Raw genomic sequence first — 23,859 nt, 5'->3', positions numbered from 1 at the left:
GTCTAATCCGCTCGGAAGCCAATCCTGGCGTGGCTGCCATCGCAAAAGGGTTTCTTGTTCGACGCCCCACAGCGGCATAATCGGCAAGTCTGCGTCCGTTCAATACCGCGGCCCGTTCCGGCCATAATTTCAACGGGACCGGACACCATCAAAGGGCCATCCATCTGCGGATCGATCCGAAGCACCCCACCGCGTTCATCCATCATCGTCATGTCGCGCGTCTCTGGTTCACCAGAGGCTATGAAGGGATCGACGCCCTCTTCCTCACCCTTGTGACTGCCGTCGCAATAGGGTTTGGATGAGGACAGGCCGCAGCGGCACAGTACGCGCCGAGTACCGTCTGGCTTACCGTTTAGAATAATTTCGGCATGAACCGCATATGGGCCGTTTTCATAGACCCGGGCCGTATTGACTTGGGGCGGCGTCTCTTCAGGACCACCGTCTTTACGGTCGATCTGGATCGCGCCGGAAGGGCATTGTCTGGCAACGTGAAGCAGATGCGCTGTCTCAGTTTTATTCGGGTAGAGCCAGTCGCCTTCGACATTGGCCACGAACGTATCCGGTGCACCCGTCACACAGTAGCGCGCATGGATACAGCGCTTGCCATCAAAATAGAGCGTCACGTCGTCCCCTTCGACACGCTCCGTACCCTCACTCACAATATCTTGGATGGCTGGCATCTGATCATTCTTGCTCATCAATCACACTCGCTTTCAGGGTCAGAACAGATGCGCTCGACATGGCGTGCGAAAGTGGCCGCCACGCCAGCCAGCATATCCAATGAACGATCAACCTTATTATGTAGGCCGCGCAGGCGCGCCCCTTCTTCGACCAACTCGTTGAAGCGGCAGTTTAGAACCTGCCATTCCGTACCAATCGGGAGCGGGCTCATCCCACGCACCATGGCGAAGGTCATGCCCGCATTACAGGCCGATCCCGCGCCCATATCGTCCTGCGCAGGATAGGTGGTCAGCGCTTCGGCCGCGGGAGTCATAGCATACATAAGATCGGTCGCTGCATTGACCAAAACCTGCTTTTCATAGGCCTCACCCGGTCGACCGAAGGCTTGGCTGAGCAGGCGCAATTGCTGGACGTAAAGCGCATTCACATAATCAAGAACACGCACGCCGTCCGAATGGGTGATCCAGACTTTTCCATCGGGTGTCGGTGGGCGACGCATGACGGGATTGTCCGCAACCGGGCGTGCCGGGACGAAATCCGGATCGTCCGCTAACAACTCTTTCCATTCGTCGCGGATGGCCCGGAAGCGCGCAAAATGGCCCTGCCCATCACAGGCTGCTGCGCCTTCGCCTTGCTCGACAATTACATTAATCGCGCGGCGCGCATCTTGAACTGAGTCGATTGTCATCAGGCCCGGAAGGGGGGTGATCTCCGATCCGATCTGCCGCGATCGATCGCCAACGAAAAGGTGGCTGGCGCCATAACGCTCACAGAGCGTCTCCATGCTTTTATAGATGCTCTCATAGAGATCACCGACCGTTTCATAATCATATGTGGTTGGCATCAGCCGAGATTGTTCGAGCGGTCCACGCTCATAGTTCCGTGTCGAGATGAACATGTCCCCATCTGGTTCATCAGACTCGCGCGGACGCTCCAAAAAAATAAAGTGCTGCAACGTATCCATTGTAAATGGAGCCAAACGAACGCTCATATTGGCTGGCAGCGGTCCCGGTTCGATGGGGAAGTTCAAGCGATTAAAATGGGCTGGTCCGCCAATGGCGACAGATAAATTAGCAACAATGGCCAAATGGCCCATTTCTTCGACAGCAACGCGAATGATGGATGCGCGCCAACGACTGACTGCTTCGCGCTGCGGCTTAGTCAGTCCATCACTCTCTTCAGTTTTCAAACTGAAGGCGGCATAAAGATAAGTGCACATCAGCGTGTGCTCGACTTCGGCGGCTTCGCCCAACATTCCGATGAGTTGTTCGCGGGACGTAATATGGTCCGCACCCATTAGGGGCGTGCTGTCGATCACGTCAGCTGCTGAGTTCGGGCGCGTACCGCTGGCGTCGTCCATCCTGTCTACCTTTCGCCCCCCTCAACTCTACACCTACCAAAGCGAAGCGCTTAAGACCATTGCTCACGGAAATTTGTCACAGTTTGGGTGTCAACGGGCTAATATTCAGTGTTTCGGGCTTTCACCTGCGCCGCATTCGGGGCAATGCGAAGCGTGAGCTCTCCCTCAGAAATGGATACCCCCGACTGTACGCCCGAAGCTGAGCGATCAGGTGCGAAGGTTGATCTGACCGAAGGGTCTATCCAGCGTCATGTCTTTCGTATGCTCGGCCCGTTCGCCGTCGCCGTTATTGCGCTGATCAGCACGGGCTTGGTCGACACCTTTTATCTCGGCAATCTTGGCGGCAAGGAAAACCCCGAGGCCGGCACACTCGCTTTGGCTGCTCTAGGTTTCGCCTTTCCGCTAACCTTCCTCGGCAATTCCGCGAATATTGGCCTTGGTGCTGGCACGATGAGCGCCGTGTCCCGAGCTATTGGCCAACGCGATATGGACCGCGCTCACCGTCACGGCGCGGCCGCGATCCTGTTCGCACTCTTAGTCATGACCGTCCTCGTCCTGATTATGTACGCCCTCATGCCGTTCGCCATATCTTTGATGGGCGCAACGGGGGAGGCTCGAACTGAAGCTCTGTCTTTCCTCGCCATTTCATTGCCGGGGCTGGTCATCACGTCCGTGGCGATGATGTGCAACAATATCCTACGCGCCAATGGGGAAGCGCTGTTGCCCAGTTCGATTATGATTTTGGGCGCGATCCTCAACATCATCATCGACCCATTCTTGATTTTCGGCATTGGCCCCTTCCCGCGCATGGAGGTGGCCGGGGCGGCCTTGGCCACCGTATTAGGTAACTCGATTGCCGCCATCTACGGGCTCATCGTTGTCCGCTATATCCGCAATGCCGTCGATTTCCGACACATGACGGTATCCTCAATTCGCAGCGCATGGGCAACCGTAGCTGCCGTCGGCGTCCCCGCCATGTTGACCAATTGCGTCGTGCCGCTCGGCACCATTCTCGCCGTGACCGCCATTGCCTACACGACCAGCGAAGTCGGTGTCGCCGCCTTCACCTTAGCCAGTCGGGCCGAGCTCATCAGCGTTGGCCTGCTCTATGCGCTATCGGCCTGTATTGGGGCGATCACAGGACAAAATGGTGGGGCGGGGCGAACAGATCGAGTCGCGGAAGCCTTCCGCGTCTGTTACCGGATCTGTTTTGTCTGGGGCACAGGTATGGCCATCGTTCTGGCCCTCTTCGCACGACCCATTGTCAATGTGTTCTCAAACGATCCCGCGCTGATCGAAATGGCCGTGCCCTATTTCTATATCGTTCCCATCACCATCTTTGCCTATGGTTTCGTCTTTGTATCAGCCGCCGGGTTCAATGCGTTGGGTCGTCCGATCTATGGGCTGATTTTCACATTGCTGCGCAGCCTCGCCCTCTATGCGCCTCTGGTCGCGATTGGGGCTTGGCTTGGCGGCTTGACCGGCTCTTTCATCGGCGTTGCCGCTGCCAATATCATATCGGGCCTTGTCGCGCGCTACTGGTCGCTGAACAAAGCCCCGATGAGCGCCAAAAAAAGCTAATAAAAACTGAGCCCGCACATTGACCTATAGGGTCAACTTCGCCAAAGCCCGCGCTGCCTAAGCTGTGCGGCTGTGGCGAAATTGGTAGACGCGCCAGATTTAGGTTCTGGTTCCGAGAGGAGTGGAAGTTCGAGTCTTCTCAGCCGCACCACTAACCCTTGTCACCACTGACCATATGCTGTCAGAGGTGGATTTTTCTCAATGATACCAGTGATTTGACCGCGTTTAGCGGACAAGAGGTGTCAAGGCATGACAGGCGATAACATCGCTAAAGTATGACCATTTGTAGGCCCGAAAGTAGGCCTGCCAGTAGGCCCGGGAATTGGGCTAATCGCCCATCAGTCGCGAGCTCGGCGGGGACCACGTCATCATCCCCTCTTCACAGTGATCTCTCTGCGGACCTTATGCTCGCCTCATTTCTACGTTTCTGCTTCTGGTTCTCTCATGAGCCGCACTTTGAACAAGCTGACCGCAACCCGGGTCGAGGCTCCGCGCAATCTAGGATGACACAGTAGCGGCGGTGAGCTTTCCCTACGGATCCGTCCGTCATGCGCGTAGTGAGATAGTTCCTCGCAACGGTTAATCTAAACTGGGCACGGACAGTGTCCGCTTTAATTCGGTCGACGTTGGACCCAAAAGGGCTGGCTTCTTAATGCTTCTGAGCGCGACGATGTCGTACAGTTCCGTCACGACTCCGGAGATTTCCATTGAATGGATGATAGCGCCGGTCGTCAGGTCAACGAAATATAGGCCGCATTTCGGTAAGATGCCTTTATCCGCAAGGGCGGCGTCCAGGGCGAGACCCAAGAATGTTTTATTGTCGCGCGGCAAAGATAGGCCAACGACCGCTGTGTTGTCGTCGATGAAATCGAGGCCGCGAAGGTAGCCTGGACAAAAGGCAACGGGAACAAATACACCTGTTTCCATATTAACATATCCGAACTCACCCCGGCCACTATTGTGAAGCCAGAGACGACCCTGATGCCAACGCGGCGAGTGCGGCATGGAAAGGCCTGAGCAGATAATCTCGCCGCTTTTCGTATCCAGAACAATACCCCCGTCCTGACGGTGATCCCGCCATCCATCAAAGACATCGCTGCGGCTGACGGCCGTTGCGTATCGAAGGTGACCGTCGCGTTTCGCAATACCATTTAGGTGACATCGATCCTCAGCGACGAGTTTGGAGATAAAAGGCGGCATCCATTCGGCCTCAAAACTATGAGATCGGCTGGGCCGTGACACACAATTGAAGAGGGTATTGGCAAAGATCGGTTCTCCGTCCGCCTGGATAACCACATCATGCGCATCCAGATCACCCGTAAAATAGCTAAACCGGGGAGCATAGAGAGCGTCGACGTTATCGGGGCCTAGCTGGCCCGTCTGTAAAAGCGTCTCAAATCTGATCAATTGCGTATCGCTAGTGACCCAAAACCCAGTTTCATCAGCAGCCAAACCCATACAACGGCCAATGGTCCGGTTATAAGTCCACAACCCGCCATCTTCTTTGACGCCAAACAAGATCAATTTGCCGACCTGATAGGTCGTCAGGGCTAAACTCACATTCTTACTCGTGAGCCACTCTGTAAAGCCTCGAGACAGATCAACGCCAAAAACGACGTCAGACTTCGTAGGCTTTGCGGCGGTGGTATCTGCCATTATTTCTCTCCCAACCTGTACCCGACAGGCTGAATGGTCTTAAAGAAAGGCTCCGTCATCCACACCAAGTGTCAAGTCAACCTGAGCGGCACTGAAATCAGAGCCCGTAGATTCGGTCGAATAGGCAGAGTCAGGTTCTTGCCCTTCGCTAACGTAATCAACTGAAAGAAACTTGAATTCATCGAGACCATAGAGACTCTGATCAACGTCATTGAACGAAAGATCATTGATCATGTCATCTGCCTGGCCGGACACTTTTCTGAGATGGCCATCGCGGCCGACACTCAGTGATGTGAAGACATTTCCCCAAGACTGATGATCATCGAATAATAGGACGCTATCGACTGAGACATCATCCGCCCCATTGGTTTCCGCAATCACCAGAACGTCAACTTTATTCAACGCGATATCCTCGGCAATCGAAAGTCGAGTTACCTCTTCCATGCTTGTGTTCTCGGCAACCGGTGTCAGCGTCGCTTTCGCGTCGATAGCCTCAATAAAGAACTCCGGTTCTGAGACTGGGTCCGACGAAGCTTTGGTACCCGTCGTAAGCGCCTCAAAGTTAGCTTGCCCCAGCGCGTCCAACGTTAGAAAATCAGACCAGTCTGGGATTTCGTCAAACGCATAGGTCAACGTACTGCTATCAGGATCAGCAATTTGCTCAACCGATACAGTTCGTGTGCCCGTGGTAGGGTTCGCAGCAAGGACTTCGGTGTCCGCATTGTTCAACGGCTCGGCTGCAATCCCCACAGTCGTCACGGCCACACCATCCTGCACCCGTATCGTCGCATTACCATCTGCGTAGGTGTTGTAGGTTACACCATCTTCAATAACCTGTGCCCCAGCCGTAAAGCCTAGGATCGTCACTTGGTCACCCGCATTGCCCAGCACATCGAGGGTCGCCGTTCCGTCGGACCGTTCTTCGGTCAAATCGAACACTGCTTGTGCGTTCAGAGTCAGCGTATTGTCACCAGACCCCGTGATATCGAACACTTCGATCGAGCCGAGCGAGGCGTTGCCCGCTGTTGTCGCATCAAGGTTAAGTCCGGATGCGTTCAAAACCAACGTGTCGACGCCAGTCCCACCGCGAATGTCGGCAAAGTCGAGCGACGTGACTGTGATGCGATCATCCCCCGCGCCACCACGAACGACATCGCCCGTGGAAATAGCTGTGAATGTGTCATCTCCCGCATTTCCGGTGAAATTATCCACTGACACTGAACCAGCGGAAGTAACAGCAACCGTGCTTTCTGTGCCCGTCGCGCCGCCAAAGATAATGTAACTGGAGCCCGAAGTGTCGCGACTATTATTATCAGCGCCTCTTGCCCCAACGATCAGATCATCAAAGCCATCACCATTGACGTCGCCAGCCGAAGAAACGGAGAAGCCCGCATAGTCCCGCGCCGCCGCGCCATCAATCCGAAACCCGGTCAGGCCGAGATCCGCTGACAGATCGACATCCGCCTGGTGCGTGCCCGCACTGCCGAAGATGACATAGCTAGAACCTGATCGGACTCCATTGGGCTCAGCGGTACGCGCTGCGATGAGCAGGTCATCGAAACCATCACCATTGACATCTCCAGCCGAAGTGACGGAGCTACCTAAGCGGTCAAGTGCCCCTGCCGCATCAATACGAAAGCCGGCTGAACCCAGATTAACAGACAAATCAATATCCGCCTGTGCCGTCCCCTCACTGCCAAAGATAATATAGCTGGAACCTGACTGGACACCATTCGTGCCGGCACCGGTAGCTCCGACAATCAGATCATCGAACCCATCGCCATTAACATCGCCGGCAGAAGAGACAGAGACGCCCGATCGATCAAATGCCTCTGCCCCATCAATACGGAACCCGGCCATGCCAATGTCCGTTGACAGATCAATGTCAGCCTGTGCGGTCCCCACACTGCCAAAGATGACATAACTAGAACCTGAAGAAACGCCATTAGGAGCAGCATTCTCTGCCCCGATGATCAAATCATCGAAACCGTCGCCATTGACATCGCCTGCCAAAGAAACGGAGAAGCCAAACAAGTCACCCGCCGCTGCACCATCAATACGAAAGCCGGCTCCACCGAGATTGGACAAATCAAAAGCAACCTCTTCGATCCCCGCATCGCCAAAAAGAACATAGCTGGAGCCTGATGACAGTCCATTGGGGTCAGCGCCCCGCGCCCCAATGATCAAATCATCGAAACCATCCCCATTGACGTCGCCCGCCGCGGAAACGGAATAACCAAACACGTCATCCACTGCTGCCCCATCGATGCGAAAGCCGGCTGTACCGAGATTGGACAGATCAATATCCGCCTGAGCCGTTCCCGCACTACCAAAGATGACATAGGTGGAACCTGATTTGCTGCGACCATTATTATCGGCATAAGCCCCGCCGACGATCAGATCATCAAAACCGTCTCCATTGACATCACCAGCAGAAGAGACGGAGATACCAACAAGGTCAACTGCAACCGCCCCATCGATGCGGAAGCCGGTTGTGCCGAGATTAGACAAATCAATATCCGTTTGTGCGGTCCCCGCGCTGCCAAAGATGACATAGCTAGAACCTGAAAGGTTGCGGCTATTATTATCGGCATATGGTGCCCCAATGATGAAATCATCAAAGCCGTCGCCATTGATATCACCCGCAGAGGATACTGAGTAACCCAAAGTGTCGCGTGCCACCGCCCCGTCAATGCGGAAGCCGGATGATCCCAAAGCGCCGAGATTGATCGGGGCAATGGTCTCCGCCACATCCTCTACAGTTATGGCTACGGCTTGGTCGGTTTGGTTGACGCCATCATCGGCCGTCACGACAATATCATAGACATTGTCTGCACCTGCGTCGGCTGGTATCTCGAAGTCCGGAGCGGCGTTAAAAGTGACAACGCCTGTACTAACGTCAATGCTGAATAGCGCCGCGTCAGGGCCTGAAAGGCTATAGAAGATCTGATTGCCGTCCGCGTCGGACGCAGTGGCTGTATAAGCCGCCGTCTGGTTTTCCAGAACGGAGACAGCTGCGCCTGATGAGAAGACAGGTGCATTATCATTTTGGTTGGTCACCGTGATCGTAACTGCTTGATCGGTAGAGTTGAGTGTATCGTTAGCCGTAACAATCACGTCATACACATTATCGCCGTCCGCATCGCCTGGGGCATCAAAGTCTGGTGCGCGCTTGAACGTCACTGCGCCCGTCGCAGCGTCGATATTGAACAAAGCCGCATCCGTGCCGGACAGGCTGTAAGTCAGCATATCTTCATCGGCGTCACGGGCCTGCGCTATGAGGGCCTCTGTCTGACCTTCCGTTACAAACACCGTTTGATTGAAGGTGAATACTGGCGCGAGATCATTCTCATTAGTTACGGTGATTGCAACGCATTCACTCGTCCTGTTCGTGCCGTCACTCGCTGTAATAATGACGTCGTAAACATTATCTGCGTCCGCATCACCGGGCGCCTCAAAGTCAGGGGCGGATTTGAAGGTTACGACACCTGTAGCAGCCTCAATATCGAACAAGGCGGCATCCGCGCCAGACAGGCTGTAAGCCAACGTCGCACCTTCCGCGTCCGTCGCGCTCGCCGTGAAGGCTGTCGTCTGGTTCTCAACGACGGTCACAGTGGGGCCAGATGTGACCACAGGCGCGTCGTTCACATAGACAAAGTCACTGACCGATAGATTAGCAGCTAAAAGGTTGGAGAGAACAAAGAACCCACTTTCGCCATTGGAAATAATCACAGTCTGATTGCCATTGGCATCAATATTATCCTGCGCACCCGCAAGCAGGGCCGCTATGTCTGAGACAGATTTTGATATTTCGAGTTTATCAATGCCGAGTTGAAAATCCTGAATCCTGTCAATGCCCGTGCCCGCCTGATAAAAGACATCCGCGCCCGTGCCACCGAGAACAATATTGTCGCCCTCTCCGCCCGTGACTCGGTCATTGCCCGCTTGGCCGTGAACCACGTCATTGCCAGTACCGCCGTCTAGATCATCCTGACCGTCTTCACCGGACAGCAAGTCATCCCCTGCCCCGCCGAACAGTGTGTCATTGCCATCGCCGCCAAAGATTGTGTCCGTATCGGCTCCGCCGTCAATGAAGTCGTCGCCGGCCCCACTGTAGAGCGTATCATTCCCGTCGCCGCCAAAGAGACTGTCGTCGCCAGATTGACCGACCAACAAATCAAGCCCGGCTCCGCCAATCAGCGTGTCATTGCCCATGCCGCCATAGACTGTGTCATTGCCCCCGCCGCCATCAACCTGATCATCGCCCACCTGGCCATACACAACATCATCGCCCGACCCGGCCAGAACCATGTCATTCCCATCGCCAGCGATAATCACATCGATCCCAGCGCCGCCGTCAACCCGGTCAGCCCCTGCGCCACCAAAGATCGTATCACTGCCTGCGCCGCCAAAGATTAGGTCATCGCCGTCCTGACCATAAGCAGTATCATTCCCATCGCCGAGGACCAGTGTATCAGCCCCCGCTCCGCCAATAAGCACATCAGAGCTTGCTCCGCCGTCCAGAACATCATTCCCGTCGCCGCCGATCAGGCGGTCGATTCCGTCCTCACCGAAGATTTGATCATCGCCGCCTTGACCGTAAATCTCATCATTGCCGTCATCGCCAAAAACGATGTCGTCCGCGCCGCCCAGAACAACGCCATCATTACCGCTAGTCAGGGTGATTCCAACCCCGCCAGTGGGAGCTGTGGGGGCGGGTGGAAGCGTAATCGTGGGCTGCGTAGCAGGCGCAGAGAATAGCAACGAAGGAGTCTCACCGTGAACAGGGCTAAACTTAAGTTTAGCGAAATCTTCAGAGACTGGATCAGATCCGAAAATATCATCAAACATCATTGGAACCCTAAGTAATTTTACATCTCCCAGCCTTCCGGGCGCTGCATTTGCTTCTTTTTCGGGAAGTTCCAGCGCAAATTCGCTGGGAGAACAACATAGGGGCGCGTTGGACGCTTTCCCAAGAAAACACAATCGATTAAACAATAATCACGCCAATGGGGGGAACCCGCAACAAGCCGACAATGATGGCGACCCGTCACTAAGGCAAATTGAACTCGTCTTTCATAGCGATTCAAAAGTTGCCCGAGCTCCAACTGAATGTCTCTCGAACGTCATAGAGAATTCATGCAGCAGAGGGCGAACCATCTGGCAAATGAAACGCCTAAAGCGCTCATCGGCCCAACCTCAACTCGACCCAAGCTTCGAGTGAGGGATAACTCACCATCCCAATTCCATCGAACCCTTGTCCGAAAGTCTCAAATAGGCATATTGGTAAGGACTGAGAGATAACGCCATTGATTAAATGATACTATTCAGTAACTTACAAGTAGATTCGTAGTCGTCTCAACCGCACCATCGGCTTTCCCGATAGCGTTATCGGGGTCCATTGCCTTACAAACATCCTGAATAACTTGGAAGAAGTAGGGCCGTCCCGAAGTTTGATCTAACGTGTCGTGATAGACGTTTAAGGGCCGCCCAAAGGGCAGTTGATTTTTCACTTTACACCTCCGCGATCTCTGGCATTCATTTTGTCAAAGGGAGTGCGGAACATGGACATCGGCCGAAGACATTTAATGGCGTTATCCGGATCACTAGCTCTTGCAGGCCTGGTGGGAACCGCAACGCCAGCCTTTTCGCAATCAAGCAGCACAACCAAGATAAAACCGCCGCGTTTGAAAAAGGGCGACACGGTCGGCTTAGTCTCTCCAGCTAGCAAAAGCTTGGAGCGGTTTGAGTATCAAATTTCCGAAGAGGTCGTGACGGCGCTCGGCCTCGTGCCAAAACGGGGTCAATATGTCGGTAAGGATTTTGGCTATTTAGCAGCACAGGACAAAGAGCGCGCCGCCGATGTCAATGCGATGTTTGCCGATAAGTCCGTGAAGGCTATTATGGCTGTGCGCGGGGGCTGGGGCTGTGCGCGGATCCTGCCTTATCTTGATTATGATATGATCCGCGCTAACCCTAAGCCGCTGATCGGCTATAGCGATATCACCGCCCTTCATTTGGCGCTACAGGCCAAAACGGGCCTTGTTAGCTTTCACGGACCAAATGCAGCGAGCGCCTGGGGTGAAAGAACACTGGAATATTTTAAGCCCTTATTATTTGATGGCGCGCAGCCCACTTTCAAGAATCCCGTTTTGAAAGATGGCCGGCTTGTACAGCGCAAATGGCGCACACAAACGATTACAGGCGGCAAAGCAAGGGGTCATCTAATCGGTGGGAATCTGACCGTCATGACGGCTCTTGTGGGTACGCCCTATATGCCAAACACAGATGGCGGCATTTTGTTTTTGGAAGACATAGACGAGGCTGAATATCGTATTGACCGCATGCTGACGCAGTTGGGTCTAGCTGGCCTTTTAAGTGGCCTCAAAGGCGTTGTGTTCGGTCAATGTACGAGTTGTAAGAGCTCGGGCGGTAGCGGGTTTGAGTTGGCTGACGTTCTGGAACAGCACTTTAAGCCTTTGGGCGTCCCGGCCTTTCATGGTGCATTTTTCGGACATATGTCTGATCAGTTCACCATACCCGTTGGTATTGAAGCTGAGATCGACTCCGACACAGGAACCGTGCGCCTACTGGAAGCTGCGGTTATCTAGTCCGCCTGTTTTTATTACTGAGGCGTGAGTGGAACCGAATTATCGGAGCGCTGTAATGCGTTTTGGTAGGGGCGGGACACGACAGCCTTAGATTGCTCCTACTCTCACCTCACTTGCGGCGATGGTCGGGATGCATTGCCTTATCGATAAGCTGTTCATTGCCGTGAATGACGTGAGCGCTTTTGCCGACGATGAGAGGGTCCGGCTGACGGACAACCTCAAAATTCTTGTCCGGATAATCGAGGTTATGCAGGAAATGCATCATACAGTTTAGCCGGGCGCGTTTTTTGTCGTCCGACTTAATGATGGTCCAAGGCGCGTCGGCTGTGTCCGTGTAATAGAACATCGCCTCTTTCGCCTCAGTATAATCCTCCCACTTATCCAAGCTGGCTTTGTCTATCGGCGAAAGTTTCCAATGTTTGAGTGGGTCTTCATTGCGAGCCGTGAAACGTTTGCGTTGTTCCTCTTGCGTGACAGAGAACCAATATTTGAACATGTAGATTCCGGACCGGGTCAGCATCCGCTCTAACTTCGGCGTCTGGCGCATGAATTCTAGATATTCGGTCGGTGTGCAGAAATTCATCGCCCGCTCAACACCCGCCCGATTATACCAGGATCGGTCGAACAGAACGATTTCACCGCTCGTTGGTAAGTGCTGGATGTAACGTTGAAAATACCATTGCCCGCGCTCGGCTTCTGACGGTTTTTCCAAGGCCACCACGCGCGCGCCACGGGGGTTTAGATGTTCGGTAAAGCGCTTAATCGCGCCGCCTTTACCTGCCGCGTCACGACCTTCGAAGATTAAGACGAAACGCCGACCGGTTTCTTTCGCCCAACGCTGCACTTTGAGCAGCTCTGTCTGAAGCTCGACCTTTTTGGCCTCATAGACTTTTCGCGTCACTTTAGTGTCGTATGGGTACTCACCACTTTCAAAGGCATGGCGAATGGCGTCTTCGTCATAGTGGAGTTCAGGGAAGATATTAGGCTTACCGTCGATGGACCGACCTTCAATTGCAGCATCAGACAATGTGGGGTCAGTTGGTTTCATTTTTTACTCCAAATATCCCGACACCCTATTCATCTGATCGCCGCAAGGCGAGCTTCCATAGCCCAAGGCGTGCTGCAGATCACAAAATCTACATTTTTCACCCACAACGAGCAGGGTTTAAGAAACCAATGACGGCCCATCCCTCATCACAATCTGCTTCAGGTTCGTGATCTCATCAGCGATCGCCGCAATCGGCGCGAGACGCTCTGCCAAATCAGCATCATGCACCCCATCTTTTGGCTCATAAGCCTCTAGATACAGCCGCAATGTCGCGCCCGCCGTTCCAGTGCCCGACAAACGCATGACGAAACGCGATCCACTTTCAAACATGACGCGCAAACCTTGGTTTTCTGCGACCGAACCGTCAATCGGATCGTGATAGGTGAAACTATCAGCATCACTGATGACCTCTGATCCGAATTGACGGCCCGGTAGGTCCGCGAGCTGATCGCGCAACGTCGCCATGACGGCTTCCGCTTTGTCTTTGGCGACCTCTTCATAATCGTGACGACTATAATAATGGCGACCATATATCCCCCAGTGATCCCGCAGAATATCCATGACACTCTGCCGCCGCACGGTCAGAATATTGAGCCACATAAGCACGGCCCAAAGCCCGTCTTTTTCGCGCACGTGATCGGATGAAGTCCCTGCGCTTTCTTCACCGCAGATCGTAATTCGGCCTGCGTCCAACAGATTCCCGAAATATTTCCAGCCCGTTGGGGTCTCAAAACAGTCCACGTCCATGGCTTTGGCGACAACATCTGTGGCGCGACTGGTCGGCATAGACCGGGCAACACCGGAAATGCCGTTTTTATAAGCGGGAGCGAGATGGGCGTTCGCCGTGATCACTGCGAGGCTATCTGACGGGCTGACATAGATGCCTCGACCGAGCACGATATAACGGTCCCCATCCCCGTCCGAGGCCGCGCCAAAGTCCGGGGCATCGTCAGCGAACATACGGGCAAACAAGGTTTTGGCATAAACGGGGTTGGGATCAGGATGACCACCGCCAAAATCAGGCAAGGGTTGCACGTTCATCATGCCGTCCGGATCCACGCCAAGGCGATTGACAAAAACCTCTGTCGCATAAGGTCCGGTCACAGCATGCATGGCGTCGAAACATAGGCTCAGATCACTGGCGATCATCTCTCGGATTGCGTCGAAATCGAATAGACGCTCCATCAGATCAGCATGATCCGCGACAGGATCAAAGACTGTGACCTGCATATCGCCGATAGCGGAGTCGCCAATCACGTCTAGGTCAACCGATCCCTCTGCGGTCCGGTAGTGGTCGATCATTTTTGTGCGCTCGAAGATCGCATCAGTGACAGCCGTGGACGCTGGGCCGCCATTGGCGACATTAAATTTAATGCCGAAATCACCATCAGGCCCGGCCGGATTGTGGCTAGCCGAGAGGACAATACCGCCGACGGCTTCATACTGCCGGATCATGTTAGACGCGGCTGGAGTCGACAGAATACCGCCATGCCCGACCATCACACGCGCCACGCCATTGGCGGCTGCAATGCGCAGGATAGTCTGGATCGCAACATCATTATGGTAACGTCCATCACCGCCCAAAATAAGCAAGCCACCGTTCAAGTCCGGCACCGTGTCAAAAATCGCTTGAACGAAATTCTCCAGATAGTTTGCGGTCTGGAAAATACCGACTTTCTTGCGTAAGCCAGAGGTGCCTGGTTTTTGATCATCAAACGGCGTCGTCTTTATTTCGGTCATTCGGCTTTCTTTCCCCTAGGTCGGGCTGCGTCAATGGCATCAAGAATGATCAGAACGTCCGGATCACTGACAAGAGCCTCAATCGAGAGCCCCGCGCGCCGACGCCAATTGGGTTGCTCCGACGTCGTGCCGGGCACATTGGGTTGGTTTTCAGACAAGAGCAGGTCGTCCAGTTGAACGGCGTAGGCGAGTGATGGTCCCGCCGCTAAATAGGCTTGCAGTCGGGCCATATCGTTGACGCTGAGTGTGTTCGGCGCACCATTGAGCTCAGCGAGATTGGCCATCGCGTCCCGATCACGCGCCCGCTGCTCACGTTCCCAGTCCAAGTTTTCTATGCCGATACTTAAGGCCTCACGCCACTCCAGATCGCGTTCGGTCCAGAAGCCTGCCACTGTCGGAAAGTCATGATTAGACCATGCATTCATCGCGAGATGCCGAGATGTTTCACGTGGCAGTAGCTCACTGTGCTGACCCCGTTCGATCATCTGGACAGAACAGCCCATCAACTGATGCTCTTTCATGCGATCGCGAAAGCCGTCAGGCACCGTGCCAAGATCTTCGCCAAAAACAATACACTGCGCGGCGCCGGATTCCTCAGCAATGACCCGCATCAGCCGGTCGAACGGGTAAGTTACATAGCCGCCTGGCGCGTTGTCTGGGATCCAGAAACTGCGCGATAAGCCCAACACATGATCAATACGCACTGCTCCGGCGAGTTGCATCACAGCCTTCAACGCCGCGCGAAATAGCATTTCCGCCGCCTCGCCGTCTGCGAACCGATCCGGGCGGAGCGGTAGTAAATTCCAACGCTGTCCGGCTGGATTGGCCGCGTCCCCCGGTGCGCCAAGGCTTATGCCGTGGGCGAACGCCTCACGATTCCGCCAGACATCGGCTCCGCCTTCGGTCACACCCACAGCCAGATCGAGATAGAGCCCCACTGACATGCCAGCCGAACGCGCACGGGCCTGCGCGTCCTCTAGCTGGAGCGCCGCGTTCCATTGCAAATAAGTGTAGTAGTCGATCCGGTCTTCATAATCGTGGGCGAAGGCGCACAACGCGGGGTCATCGGGATCGCGAAATTCGGGCGCGAAATTTTTCCAGCCTTGATAAGTTTGACGCTCTCTCGGTAGCTGTTCGAACAAAACGTCATAGACCGCGTGCTGTCGCAAGGCATTACTGCCCTCTCGTTTGAACGTCGCAAAGGCCTCTCGACGGGGGTGATCATGAGGCAAGTTTTGAAAGGCTGAGAAAGCCGTCTCGAACGCGTCTGTCTTTGCCCTGTAAACAGCCTCGTAATCGACGAACTCGCTTAACTTGAAATCCGGGCGTTTTCCCGTCCATTCAGGCAGCCTGTGCGGCGCGATATGCATCACGTTCAAAAACTGGCGCGAGGAAACCGAATAGGGTGCAAACAGATGCGGCGCGCTGGGGAACAGCGCATGGACGGGATTGATACCGATAAAGTCGCACCCGGTCGGAGCGAGATGTTCTGCCAAGCGGGCCAGATCGTCGAAATCGCCGATGCCCCAGCTATCTTCGCTATGCAGCGCATAGAGCGCGGTCGTCACGCCCCACACACCATTTTGCTGTTCAAGCTGGTCCGCCCCGAAAACGGGTTTGATTGGAATTTTAACGGGTTCAGACGCACGGGCTGGAGCCGTAAGGTCCACGCCGAGCGCCCCTAGAATAGCGGCTCGAGTCTCGTCCGTTATGCCGTGCCAATGACCTGACACATCGCGAAACCCTGATAGCAATCCGTTCGCTTCAGACTGCACGTCTAATTGTTCCGCATACCGCCATTCGGGCAATTGCCCAGCGGGTAACTCGAAAACGACGACGCTATCACCCTGCAAAGACCGGCTTCCTAAGACAGGTTGCCATCCGTCCGATAAGCGGATGTCTGTCTTAGCCCCACGGTTCAAGAAAACGGCCAAGGTCGGTTCGCCCACCATAGCAAGCACGAGACCCAGGCAAGATTGGTCAGATCGCTCCCAATCTCCGACCGTCATCAATTCACCGTCAGGCGTAATCCATTGCACATTCGGGAGGACAGAGCCTTCAACCGACTGGCCATGTAGAAAATTGGACTGACGGAAATGAGGGTAGGTGCGACGCAAGGCTGTCAGCGCGCGAACCTGTTCCGTTAGAACCGTGTCTGCGGTCGACCAATCAAGCCAGCTCGTTTCATTGTCCTGACAATAGGCATTATTGTTCCCGCCCTGAGTCTGTCCAAACTCATCGCCTGCCAGCAACATCGGGGTGCCTTGTGAAAGCAATAAGGTGGCGAGCATGGCGACCTTGCGGTTACGTCGCGCCGCATCGATCAGCGGGTTGTCTGTCGCGCCCTCAACCCCAAGATTATCAGAGAGATTATGACCATGACCGTCGCGGTTCTGCTCACCGTTGGCTTCATTATGCTTGTCGTTGAAGCTGACCGTATCGTGCAGGGTGAAGCCATCATGCGCCGCGATGAGATTGACAGAACTCCATGTCTCACGATCCTCATGATCAAACCGCTCTGCTGAGCCGAGTAGCTTACCGGCGAGTGACTTTTGCGCATAATCATCGCCGCGCCAGTAACTCCGCACCGCATCACGATATTCATCGTTCCATTCCGCCCAACCCGATGGAAAGTTGCCGAGCTGATAGCCGTGCGGACCAATATCCCAAGGTTCGGCGATTACCTTAACCTCTGAGAGAAGCGGATCGCTAGCGATGGCCTCGAGCATCGGCGCAGAGGCGTCGAACCCCTGACCCATGCGGCCCAAGGTCGGCGCGAGATCGAAGCGAAAACCGTCAATGCCATATTCGCTGACCCAATGGCGTAGGCTGGTGAGGGTTAAATTTCGAACGGCGTCGCAGCGCATATCCAGCATGTTCCCCGTGCCCGTATGATTCACATAGAAACGACGATCTTCTTGCAGGGCATAATAGGACGCATTGTCGATGCCTTTGTAGGACAGGGTCGGGCCGAAATGCCAACTCTCAGCCGTGTGATTATAGACGACATCGAGAATAACTTCGATCCCTTCGGCGTGGAGCGCCCCGACACTGCGGCGCAGCCCCTCACTACCTTTCGGCCCAAGGTAAGCCGCGTGAGGGACGAAATAATTAATAGGATTATAGCCCCAATAATTGTTCAACCCCATCTCGGTAAGGCGCGGCTCAGAATGGAATTGCTGCATTGGCAGCAGTTCCAACGCGGTGACACCGAGCGCGGTCAAATGTTCAATCACAATTGGATCTGCGAGGGCGTCGACTGTGCCGCGCAAGTCCGGCTTCACGTCCGGGTGGCGGTTTGTCAGGCCTTTGACGTGGGCCTCATAAATGACTGTGTCCGACCAAGCTGTGGCGGGGCGTGACCATCGGGTGCGTTGTCCCGGCCCGGTTACGACACCTTTAGGCACATAGGGGGCGCTGTCTTGTTTATTAAAAGATAGATCGTCGTCCCCCACATGACCGTATAGCGACGGATGTTCGATAATTTCTCCTGATAGCGCTTTGGCATAGGGATCCATCAGTAGTTTATTGTTATTAAAACGGTGGCCCTCCTCGGGCGCATAGGGACCGTCGACGCGGTAGCCATAGAGCTGTCCGGCATAGACCTCGGGAACATGGACAGACCAAATATCGCCCTGTCGCGTCAATGCGATCCGGTCTGTCTCTGTCTCACCTTCAAACAGGCAAAGCGTGACGGCGGTCGCATTCGCTGAGAAGAGAGAAAACTGCGCACCGCTTTCAGTCAGGGTTGCCCCGAAAGACCAATCGTTCATGTTTGGTAGAGTTCCAAATAGTCGCGCGCTGGGGCAGTCCAGCCGAAATCCTGCGCAATGGCTGTAGCCACCATTTGTGACCATTCAAACTTGTTCGCGTATAGAGCGATTGACTTGTCGATGGCCGCCCAAAGCATGTGCGGATTGACCGGGTGGAAGGTCACGCCTGTCGCTGCGCCGACAGCTTGCGTCGCGGGCGTCGCACCGATCACCGTATCCATTAGCCCTCCCACGCGAGACGTGACCGGGATCGTTCCGTACCGCATGGCGCAAAGCTGGGTCAGGCCGCAGGGCTCAAACCGGGACGGAATCAGAATGACGTCTGCCCCTGCTTGCAGTCTGTGAGCGAAGGGTTCGTCATAACCAATTTTCACCGCGACGTGATCCGGGTGTCGCTTTTGCGCTGCCAGAAAGGCTTGCTCGATCACGCCGTCCCCGGACCCGAGCAGCGCCATCTGTCCACCGCGCGCCACAATACCGTCCAGCATATCAGGAACGAGATCGAGACCCTTCTGCCCAGTCAGGCGTGAAATCACGCAGAAGAGCGGCCCTTCGGCGGCGCGAGATAGGCCCAGCTCATCCTGCAAAGCGGCTTTATTCTTAGCTTTTCCAGACAAATCAGACGCAGAAAACGGCGCAAAAATTGTTGGGTCGGTCGCGGGATCCCAGACGGTTTGATCAACCCCATTCAAAATACCCCGAAGTCGATCAGACCGACTGCGCAGCAGACCGCCAAACCCCATTCCGTCCTCATCCATCTGGATTTCTAGCGCATAGGTCGGGCTGACCGTCGTCACCCAATCGCTATAGGTAACGCCGGATTTTAGGAAACTTAACTTACCCCAATATTCGAGCCCCTCTTCAGTGAAGACAGAATTGGGCAAACCTGTGCTGGCCAGTAATTCTTTCGGGAAGAGACCCTGAAAGGCGAGGTTATGGATCGTAAAAAGAGTTGTGACATCCGCGCCCTCTGTCTTCAAATAGGCCGCCGCCAAGCCCGCCTGCCAATCATGCGCATGCAGCACATCAAATCCGCGCTTTCGGTTGATACCCGTCGCAATCTGCGCCGCTAGTTTGGAGAAACTCGCAAAGGCGATGCCATTGCCCGGGCGATCCGAACCGTCCGCTAATTGATAAGGATTGCCGTCATAGCCAAACAGAGTGTCGCAATCCGCCGCGATCACCGACAAGCCTGTTTGTGTTGTTCCGCTGACTAACCGCACGGGCGATCCGTCGAGGGCCGTCAATTTAGCGTATGTTTTGATCCCGGTCAGTCCAGCCAATACAGCCGGAAACCCCGGTAGAAAGACCGTGCTTTCAACCGCGCCGGTCTCATCCAGCGCGATAGGCAGCGCGCCGACCACATCAGCCAGTCCGCCCGTTTTAATCAGCGGGTAGCATTCGGACGCGACATGCAGGACGCGACGCTTATGGGATGGGCGCGGCATGGGAACCTATCGTCGACGCTTTACAGCTTATCGATCATGGCTTGGGTGATCAGACAAACGCCATTTTCGGTGCGGAAGAAACGCTTCGCATCAAGCTTAGGGTTATTGCCGACTGCCAGGCCCTTCGGGATTTTAACCCCGCGATCAATCACAACATTGGTCAGCTGGGTCACCTCACCAATATCAACGCCGGGCAGGACAATGGCGCGTTTCAGCGTGGAATAGCTATGCACATAGACATTGGTGAAAAGCAGGGATTGATCCACGCGGGCGCCTGACACGATACATCCCGCCGAGACGACAGAATTAACCGCATGACCGCGGCGCCCAACCTCATCATGAATAAATTTAGCCGATGGGGCCAATTCTGAATAGGTCCAGATTGGCCAATCCCGATCATACATATTCAAAGCGGGTTCAAACGAGCACAGATCAAGGTTGGCTTCCATGTAAGCATCAACCGTCCCGACATCGCGCCAATAGGCTTCTTCCTCACCCTCAGATCGGACACAGGACTTTGTGAATCGATGAGCTTGGGCTTTCCCATTTTCAACAATGTAGGGGATCAGGTTCTTACCGAAATCTCGATCCGTATTAGGATCCGCCGCGTCGCGCTTAAGCTGATCAAACAAGAACTCCTTGTTGAAAACGTAAATACCCATTGAGGCCAAACACGTGTCTGTCGAACCGGGAATCGTCGGCGGATCTGCAGGTTTCTCAAGGAAATCCGTGATCACGTCATTATCGTCGACATGCATGACCCCAAAGGCCCGCGCCTCTTTCTTGCTGACTTCCAAACAGCCGACTGTCACGTCTGCACCTGAGTTCACATGCTCCTCGAGCATGATCTCATAGTCCATTTTGTAGATATGATCTCCGGCCAGAACGACGATATATTCGACATTCTCATAGGCTTCGATGATTGGGATATTTTGGAAAACAGCATCTGCCGTGCCTTCATACCAACGATCGTCAGACATGGTCTGAGACGCAGGCATGATGTCAAAACTCTCATTGCGTTCGGCGCGGTAAAAGTTCCACCCCCGTTGCAAATGCCGGATCAGGCTATGCTGTTTATATTGGGTTGCGACCGCGATCCGCTTGATGCCGGAGTTCATCGCGTTGGATAGGGCAAAGTCGATAATCCGGAATTTTCCGCCGAAATAGACGGCCGGCTTGGCGCGAATTTCAGTTAGGTCTTTAAGGCGTGAGCCGCGCCCGCCCGCCAATACCATGGCCAGCGTCTTAGCTGATAATCTTCGATGTCCCCCGAAAGCCTTTGTCTGAACCACACACCCTCACTTTCCCCAATATACGCTATTTAAGCATGGTCGCGGTTCATGATCCAAAGTTTTTTGGCTATCTGACCGATGACCAGACAATCGCCACCACGCACACTTTATCGACATTCTTATATTATCCTTGTGAAGATCATTGACAGCGCTGTCAATTTCTCTCTCTCTCTGCTACCAATCCCAAGAATTTATTCGTATGGAGCGGTCATGAACGCCATGCCTCACAAGATCGATGACACGAGAGAGCTGCATGAGGACTCGCTCGGCGAATCCGTGTTGCGCCATCTCATCTATTCTGTCGGTAAGGACAAAGCCCACGCTGATGCGCGCGACTGGAACGTCGCTCTGTCACTGGCGGTGCGGGACCGTATGGTCGAAGGCTGGATCGACACAACCCGGCGTATCTATAAGAACAAGCAAAAGCGCGTCTATTATCTATCCATGGAGTTTATGATCGGGCGAATGCTCGAAGATAATTTGACCAATCTTGGACTTTTGAGTGAAGCGAAAACCTTCCTGAAATCGCAAAACTTGGACGTCACTACCGTCATCAACGCCGAACAGGATGCGGCTCTCGGCAATGGCGGACTGGGGCGACTAGCCGCCTGTTTTATGGATTCGATGGCCACAACAGGCGTCGCCGGGATGGGCTATGGCATCCGTTACCAACACGGCATTTTCCGCCAAGCGGTCGAAGATGGCTGGCAGGTTGAAGAGCCTGAAGACTGGTTGTTTGCGGGCAATAGCTGGGAATTCCGCCGCCCTGAAGTTGTCTATGAAATCGGCTTTGGTGGCCATGTTACTCATGATGAGGACGGTAAGGCGACGTGGCACCCGTCCGAATCCGTTCAGGCGGTCGCCTTCGATATGCCAATTGCGGGCTGGGAAGGGGATCACGTCAACACGCTCCGCCTATGGAGCGCCCGCCAATCCGGAATGATGAACCTCGACACGTTCAATGATGGGGACTTCATGGCCGCCGCGCGGCAACAAGTTCTGGCTGAAACGATTTCCAAAGTTCTCTATCCGGGGGATCACACGCCGCAAGGGCGGGAGTTACGGCTCAAACAGGAAGTCTTCTTTACGTCGGCGTCCCTGCACGACCTGCTGCGTCGCTTCTTCGCCAATTACGACAATCTCGACACGCTCGGTGATCATGTCGCGGTTCAGCTCAACGACACACACCCCGCCATCGCTGTGCCGGAACTGATCCGGATCCTGATGGATGATCATGGTTATGACTTCGATCACGCGCTGAAGATCACGCGTGAGACGCTGCATTATACCAACCATACGCTTCTACCCGAAGCGCTTGAGAAGTGGCCGCGCGATCTCTTCGAGCAAATCCTGCCGCGTCACCTGCAGATCATCAATATGATCGATGGGGCCTTCTATCGTGAAGCCATTGAGAAGGGGCTCGACCATCATATCATCGCTGGCATTCAGGCAATCCACCCGCACCAGCAAGACTGGGTCCGCATGGGCAATCTGGCCTTCATCGGGTCTCGCAAAGTCAATGGAGTTTCGGCGCTACACACAGAGCTGATGAAGCAGACCGTGTTCCATGATCTCCACACCATGTATCCAGACAAGATTATCAATCAAACCAATGGCGTCACACCGCGGCGCTGGCTGCTGGAATGTAATCCGGGTCTCTCGGATTTGGTGACAGAGCAGATTGGTGACGGCTGGATTGATGATCTGGAACAACTCAAAGAAATTGAACCGCTTGCGACCGATGCCGACTTCCAACAGCGCTATATGGCGGTGAAGGCGGCCAACAAGCAGCGTCTGGCTGACATGGTCAAGACCCGTACGGGCGTCATCCTCAATTCAGACGCGATCTTCGACGTGCAGATCAAGCGCATCCACGAATATAAGCGTCAGCACATGAATATTCTGGAGACGATCGCGCTCTACAATGCGATCAAGGCCAACCCGGATGGCGACTGGCAGCCCCGCGTGAAGATTTTCGCCGGCAAAGCAGCGCCGAGTTATTTCTTCGCCAAGCTGATCATCAAACTGATTAATGATGTCGCGAAGGTCGTGAATAATGACCCCGATATTGGCGATAAGCTCAAGGTCGTGTTCCTACCGAACTATAACGTCTCCATGGCAGAAATTCTGATCCCCGGCGCGGACCTGTCAGAGCAGATTTCGACTGCAGGATTTGAAGCCTCCGGCACAGGCAATATGAAGTTTGCGCTCAACGGCGCACTGACGATCGGCACGCTTGACGGAGCCAATGTCGAAATGTTGGAGCATGTCGACGCAGAGAATATTTTCATCTTCGGCATGAATGCAGACGAGGTAGCCGAGCGCCAACATCGCCGCGCCCGGCCGAGCGAAATCATCAAGACCTCACCCGCCTTACAACAGGTCATGACCCAAATCGGAGATGGCACCTTCTCAGACGGCGATACGGATCGCTATCGGGACTTCCTATCCAACGTCACTGAGCATGACTATTTTCAGGTTGTGCCGGACTTCCAATCCTATTGGGACATGCAACGTCATCTTGATGCGCTTTACGGCCAATCCGAAAAATGGGCAGAGAAAACGATCCTGAACACAGCGCGCATGGGCTGGTTTAGTTCGGACCGAACAATCCGGAGCTATGCGGATCAGATCTGGCGCGCGCCGCACAAAACGTCAGGCCCTTAAAG

The 23,859-nt window shown here is 54.5% G+C and carries 12 protein-coding genes and 1 tRNA gene; 4 read left to right on the top strand and 9 right to left on the bottom strand.

Annotation, left to right across the window (positions count from 1 at the left end; all coding sequences use genetic code 11):
- Positions 1-2 precede the first annotated feature (2 nt).
- Positions 3-698 carry a CDGSH iron-sulfur domain-containing protein gene (locus QQL54_RS11005; RefSeq protein WP_284390608.1) on the bottom strand — a complete coding sequence of 232 codons (696 nt, stop codon included), beginning with the start codon at positions 696-698 and terminating at the stop codon, positions 3-5.
- On the bottom strand, positions 698-2,041 hold the full coding sequence (locus QQL54_RS11000; RefSeq protein WP_284390606.1) for a ferritin-like domain-containing protein: 1,344 nt from the start codon (positions 2,039-2,041) through the stop codon (positions 698-700). Before QQL54_RS11000 ends, QQL54_RS11005 begins: the two co-directional genes overlap by 1 nt.
- A 171-nt stretch (positions 2,042-2,212) precedes the next feature.
- Here QQL54_RS11000 and QQL54_RS10995 point away from each other — a divergent pair, with 171 nt between their 5' ends.
- Positions 2,213-3,622, top strand: coding sequence for an MATE family efflux transporter (locus QQL54_RS10995; RefSeq protein WP_284390604.1), 1,410 nt, complete (start codon positions 2,213-2,215; stop codon positions 3,620-3,622).
- A 66-nt stretch (positions 3,623-3,688) separates the two neighbouring features.
- Positions 3,689-3,773 (top strand) — tRNA-Leu (locus QQL54_RS10990).
- 428 nt (positions 3,774-4,201) lie between these two features.
- On the opposite strand, the gene QQL54_RS10985 is transcribed toward QQL54_RS10990, so the two are convergent.
- Both QQL54_RS10985 and QQL54_RS10980 read right to left on the bottom strand, forming a co-directional pair.
- A complete protein-coding gene (locus QQL54_RS10985; protein ID WP_284390602.1) occupies positions 4,202-5,278 on the bottom strand; it encodes a TIGR03032 family protein in 1,077 nt (358 codons plus the stop codon).
- A gap of 39 nt (positions 5,279-5,317) precedes the next feature.
- Positions 5,318-10,132 carry a beta strand repeat-containing protein gene (locus QQL54_RS10980; protein ID WP_284390600.1) on the bottom strand — a complete coding sequence of 1,605 codons (4,815 nt, stop codon included), beginning with the start codon at positions 10,130-10,132 and terminating at the stop codon, positions 5,318-5,320.
- A 734-nt stretch (positions 10,133-10,866) separates the two neighbouring features.
- Here QQL54_RS10980 and QQL54_RS10975 point away from each other — a divergent pair.
- Positions 10,867-11,889 (top strand): S66 peptidase family protein, encoded by a 1,023-nt coding sequence (locus QQL54_RS10975; protein ID WP_431355939.1) that lies wholly within the window; start codon positions 10,867-10,869, stop codon positions 11,887-11,889.
- A gap of 109 nt (positions 11,890-11,998) precedes the next feature.
- Here the strand turns inward: QQL54_RS10975 and ppk2 are convergent, their stop codons facing one another.
- The 5 genes from ppk2 to glgC all read right to left on the bottom strand — a co-directional run bounded on the left by ppk2 (position 11,999) and on the right by glgC (position 21,190).
- On the bottom strand, positions 11,999-12,937 hold the full coding sequence (gene ppk2 / locus QQL54_RS10970; protein WP_284390596.1) for a polyphosphate kinase 2: 939 nt from the start codon (positions 12,935-12,937) through the stop codon (positions 11,999-12,001).
- 117 nt (positions 12,938-13,054) lie between these two features.
- On the bottom strand, positions 13,055-14,677 hold the full coding sequence (locus tag QQL54_RS10965; protein WP_284390593.1) for an alpha-D-glucose phosphate-specific phosphoglucomutase: 1,623 nt from the start codon (positions 14,675-14,677) through the stop codon (positions 13,055-13,057).
- On the bottom strand, positions 14,674-18,450 hold the full coding sequence (glgX, locus tag QQL54_RS10960; protein ID WP_284390591.1) for a glycogen debranching protein GlgX: 3,777 nt from the start codon (positions 18,448-18,450) through the stop codon (positions 14,674-14,676). The genes QQL54_RS10965 and glgX overlap by 4 nt, the downstream gene beginning before the upstream one ends.
- A complete protein-coding gene (gene glgA / locus QQL54_RS10955; protein ID WP_284390589.1) occupies positions 18,447-19,898 on the bottom strand; it encodes a glycogen synthase GlgA in 1,452 nt (483 codons plus the stop codon). The genes glgX and glgA overlap by 4 nt, the downstream gene beginning before the upstream one ends.
- 20 nt (positions 19,899-19,918) lie before the next feature.
- A complete protein-coding gene (gene glgC / locus QQL54_RS10950) occupies positions 19,919-21,190 on the bottom strand; it encodes a glucose-1-phosphate adenylyltransferase (RefSeq protein ID WP_284390587.1) in 1,272 nt (423 codons plus the stop codon).
- A gap of 210 nt (positions 21,191-21,400) precedes the next feature.
- On the opposite strand from glgC, the gene QQL54_RS10945 reads away from it, so the two are divergent.
- Positions 21,401-23,857 carry a glycogen/starch/alpha-glucan phosphorylase gene (locus QQL54_RS10945; protein WP_284390586.1) on the top strand — a complete coding sequence of 819 codons (2,457 nt, stop codon included), beginning with the start codon at positions 21,401-21,403 and terminating at the stop codon, positions 23,855-23,857.
- Positions 23,858-23,859 lie beyond the last annotated feature (2 nt).

Origin of the sequence: Algimonas ampicilliniresistens (assembly GCF_030159955.1) — a bacterium.
GTDB classification, from domain to species: domain Bacteria; phylum Pseudomonadota; class Alphaproteobacteria; order Caulobacterales; family Maricaulaceae; genus Litorimonas; species Litorimonas ampicilliniresistens.
This window is presented reverse-complemented; position numbering and strand designations above follow the sequence as displayed.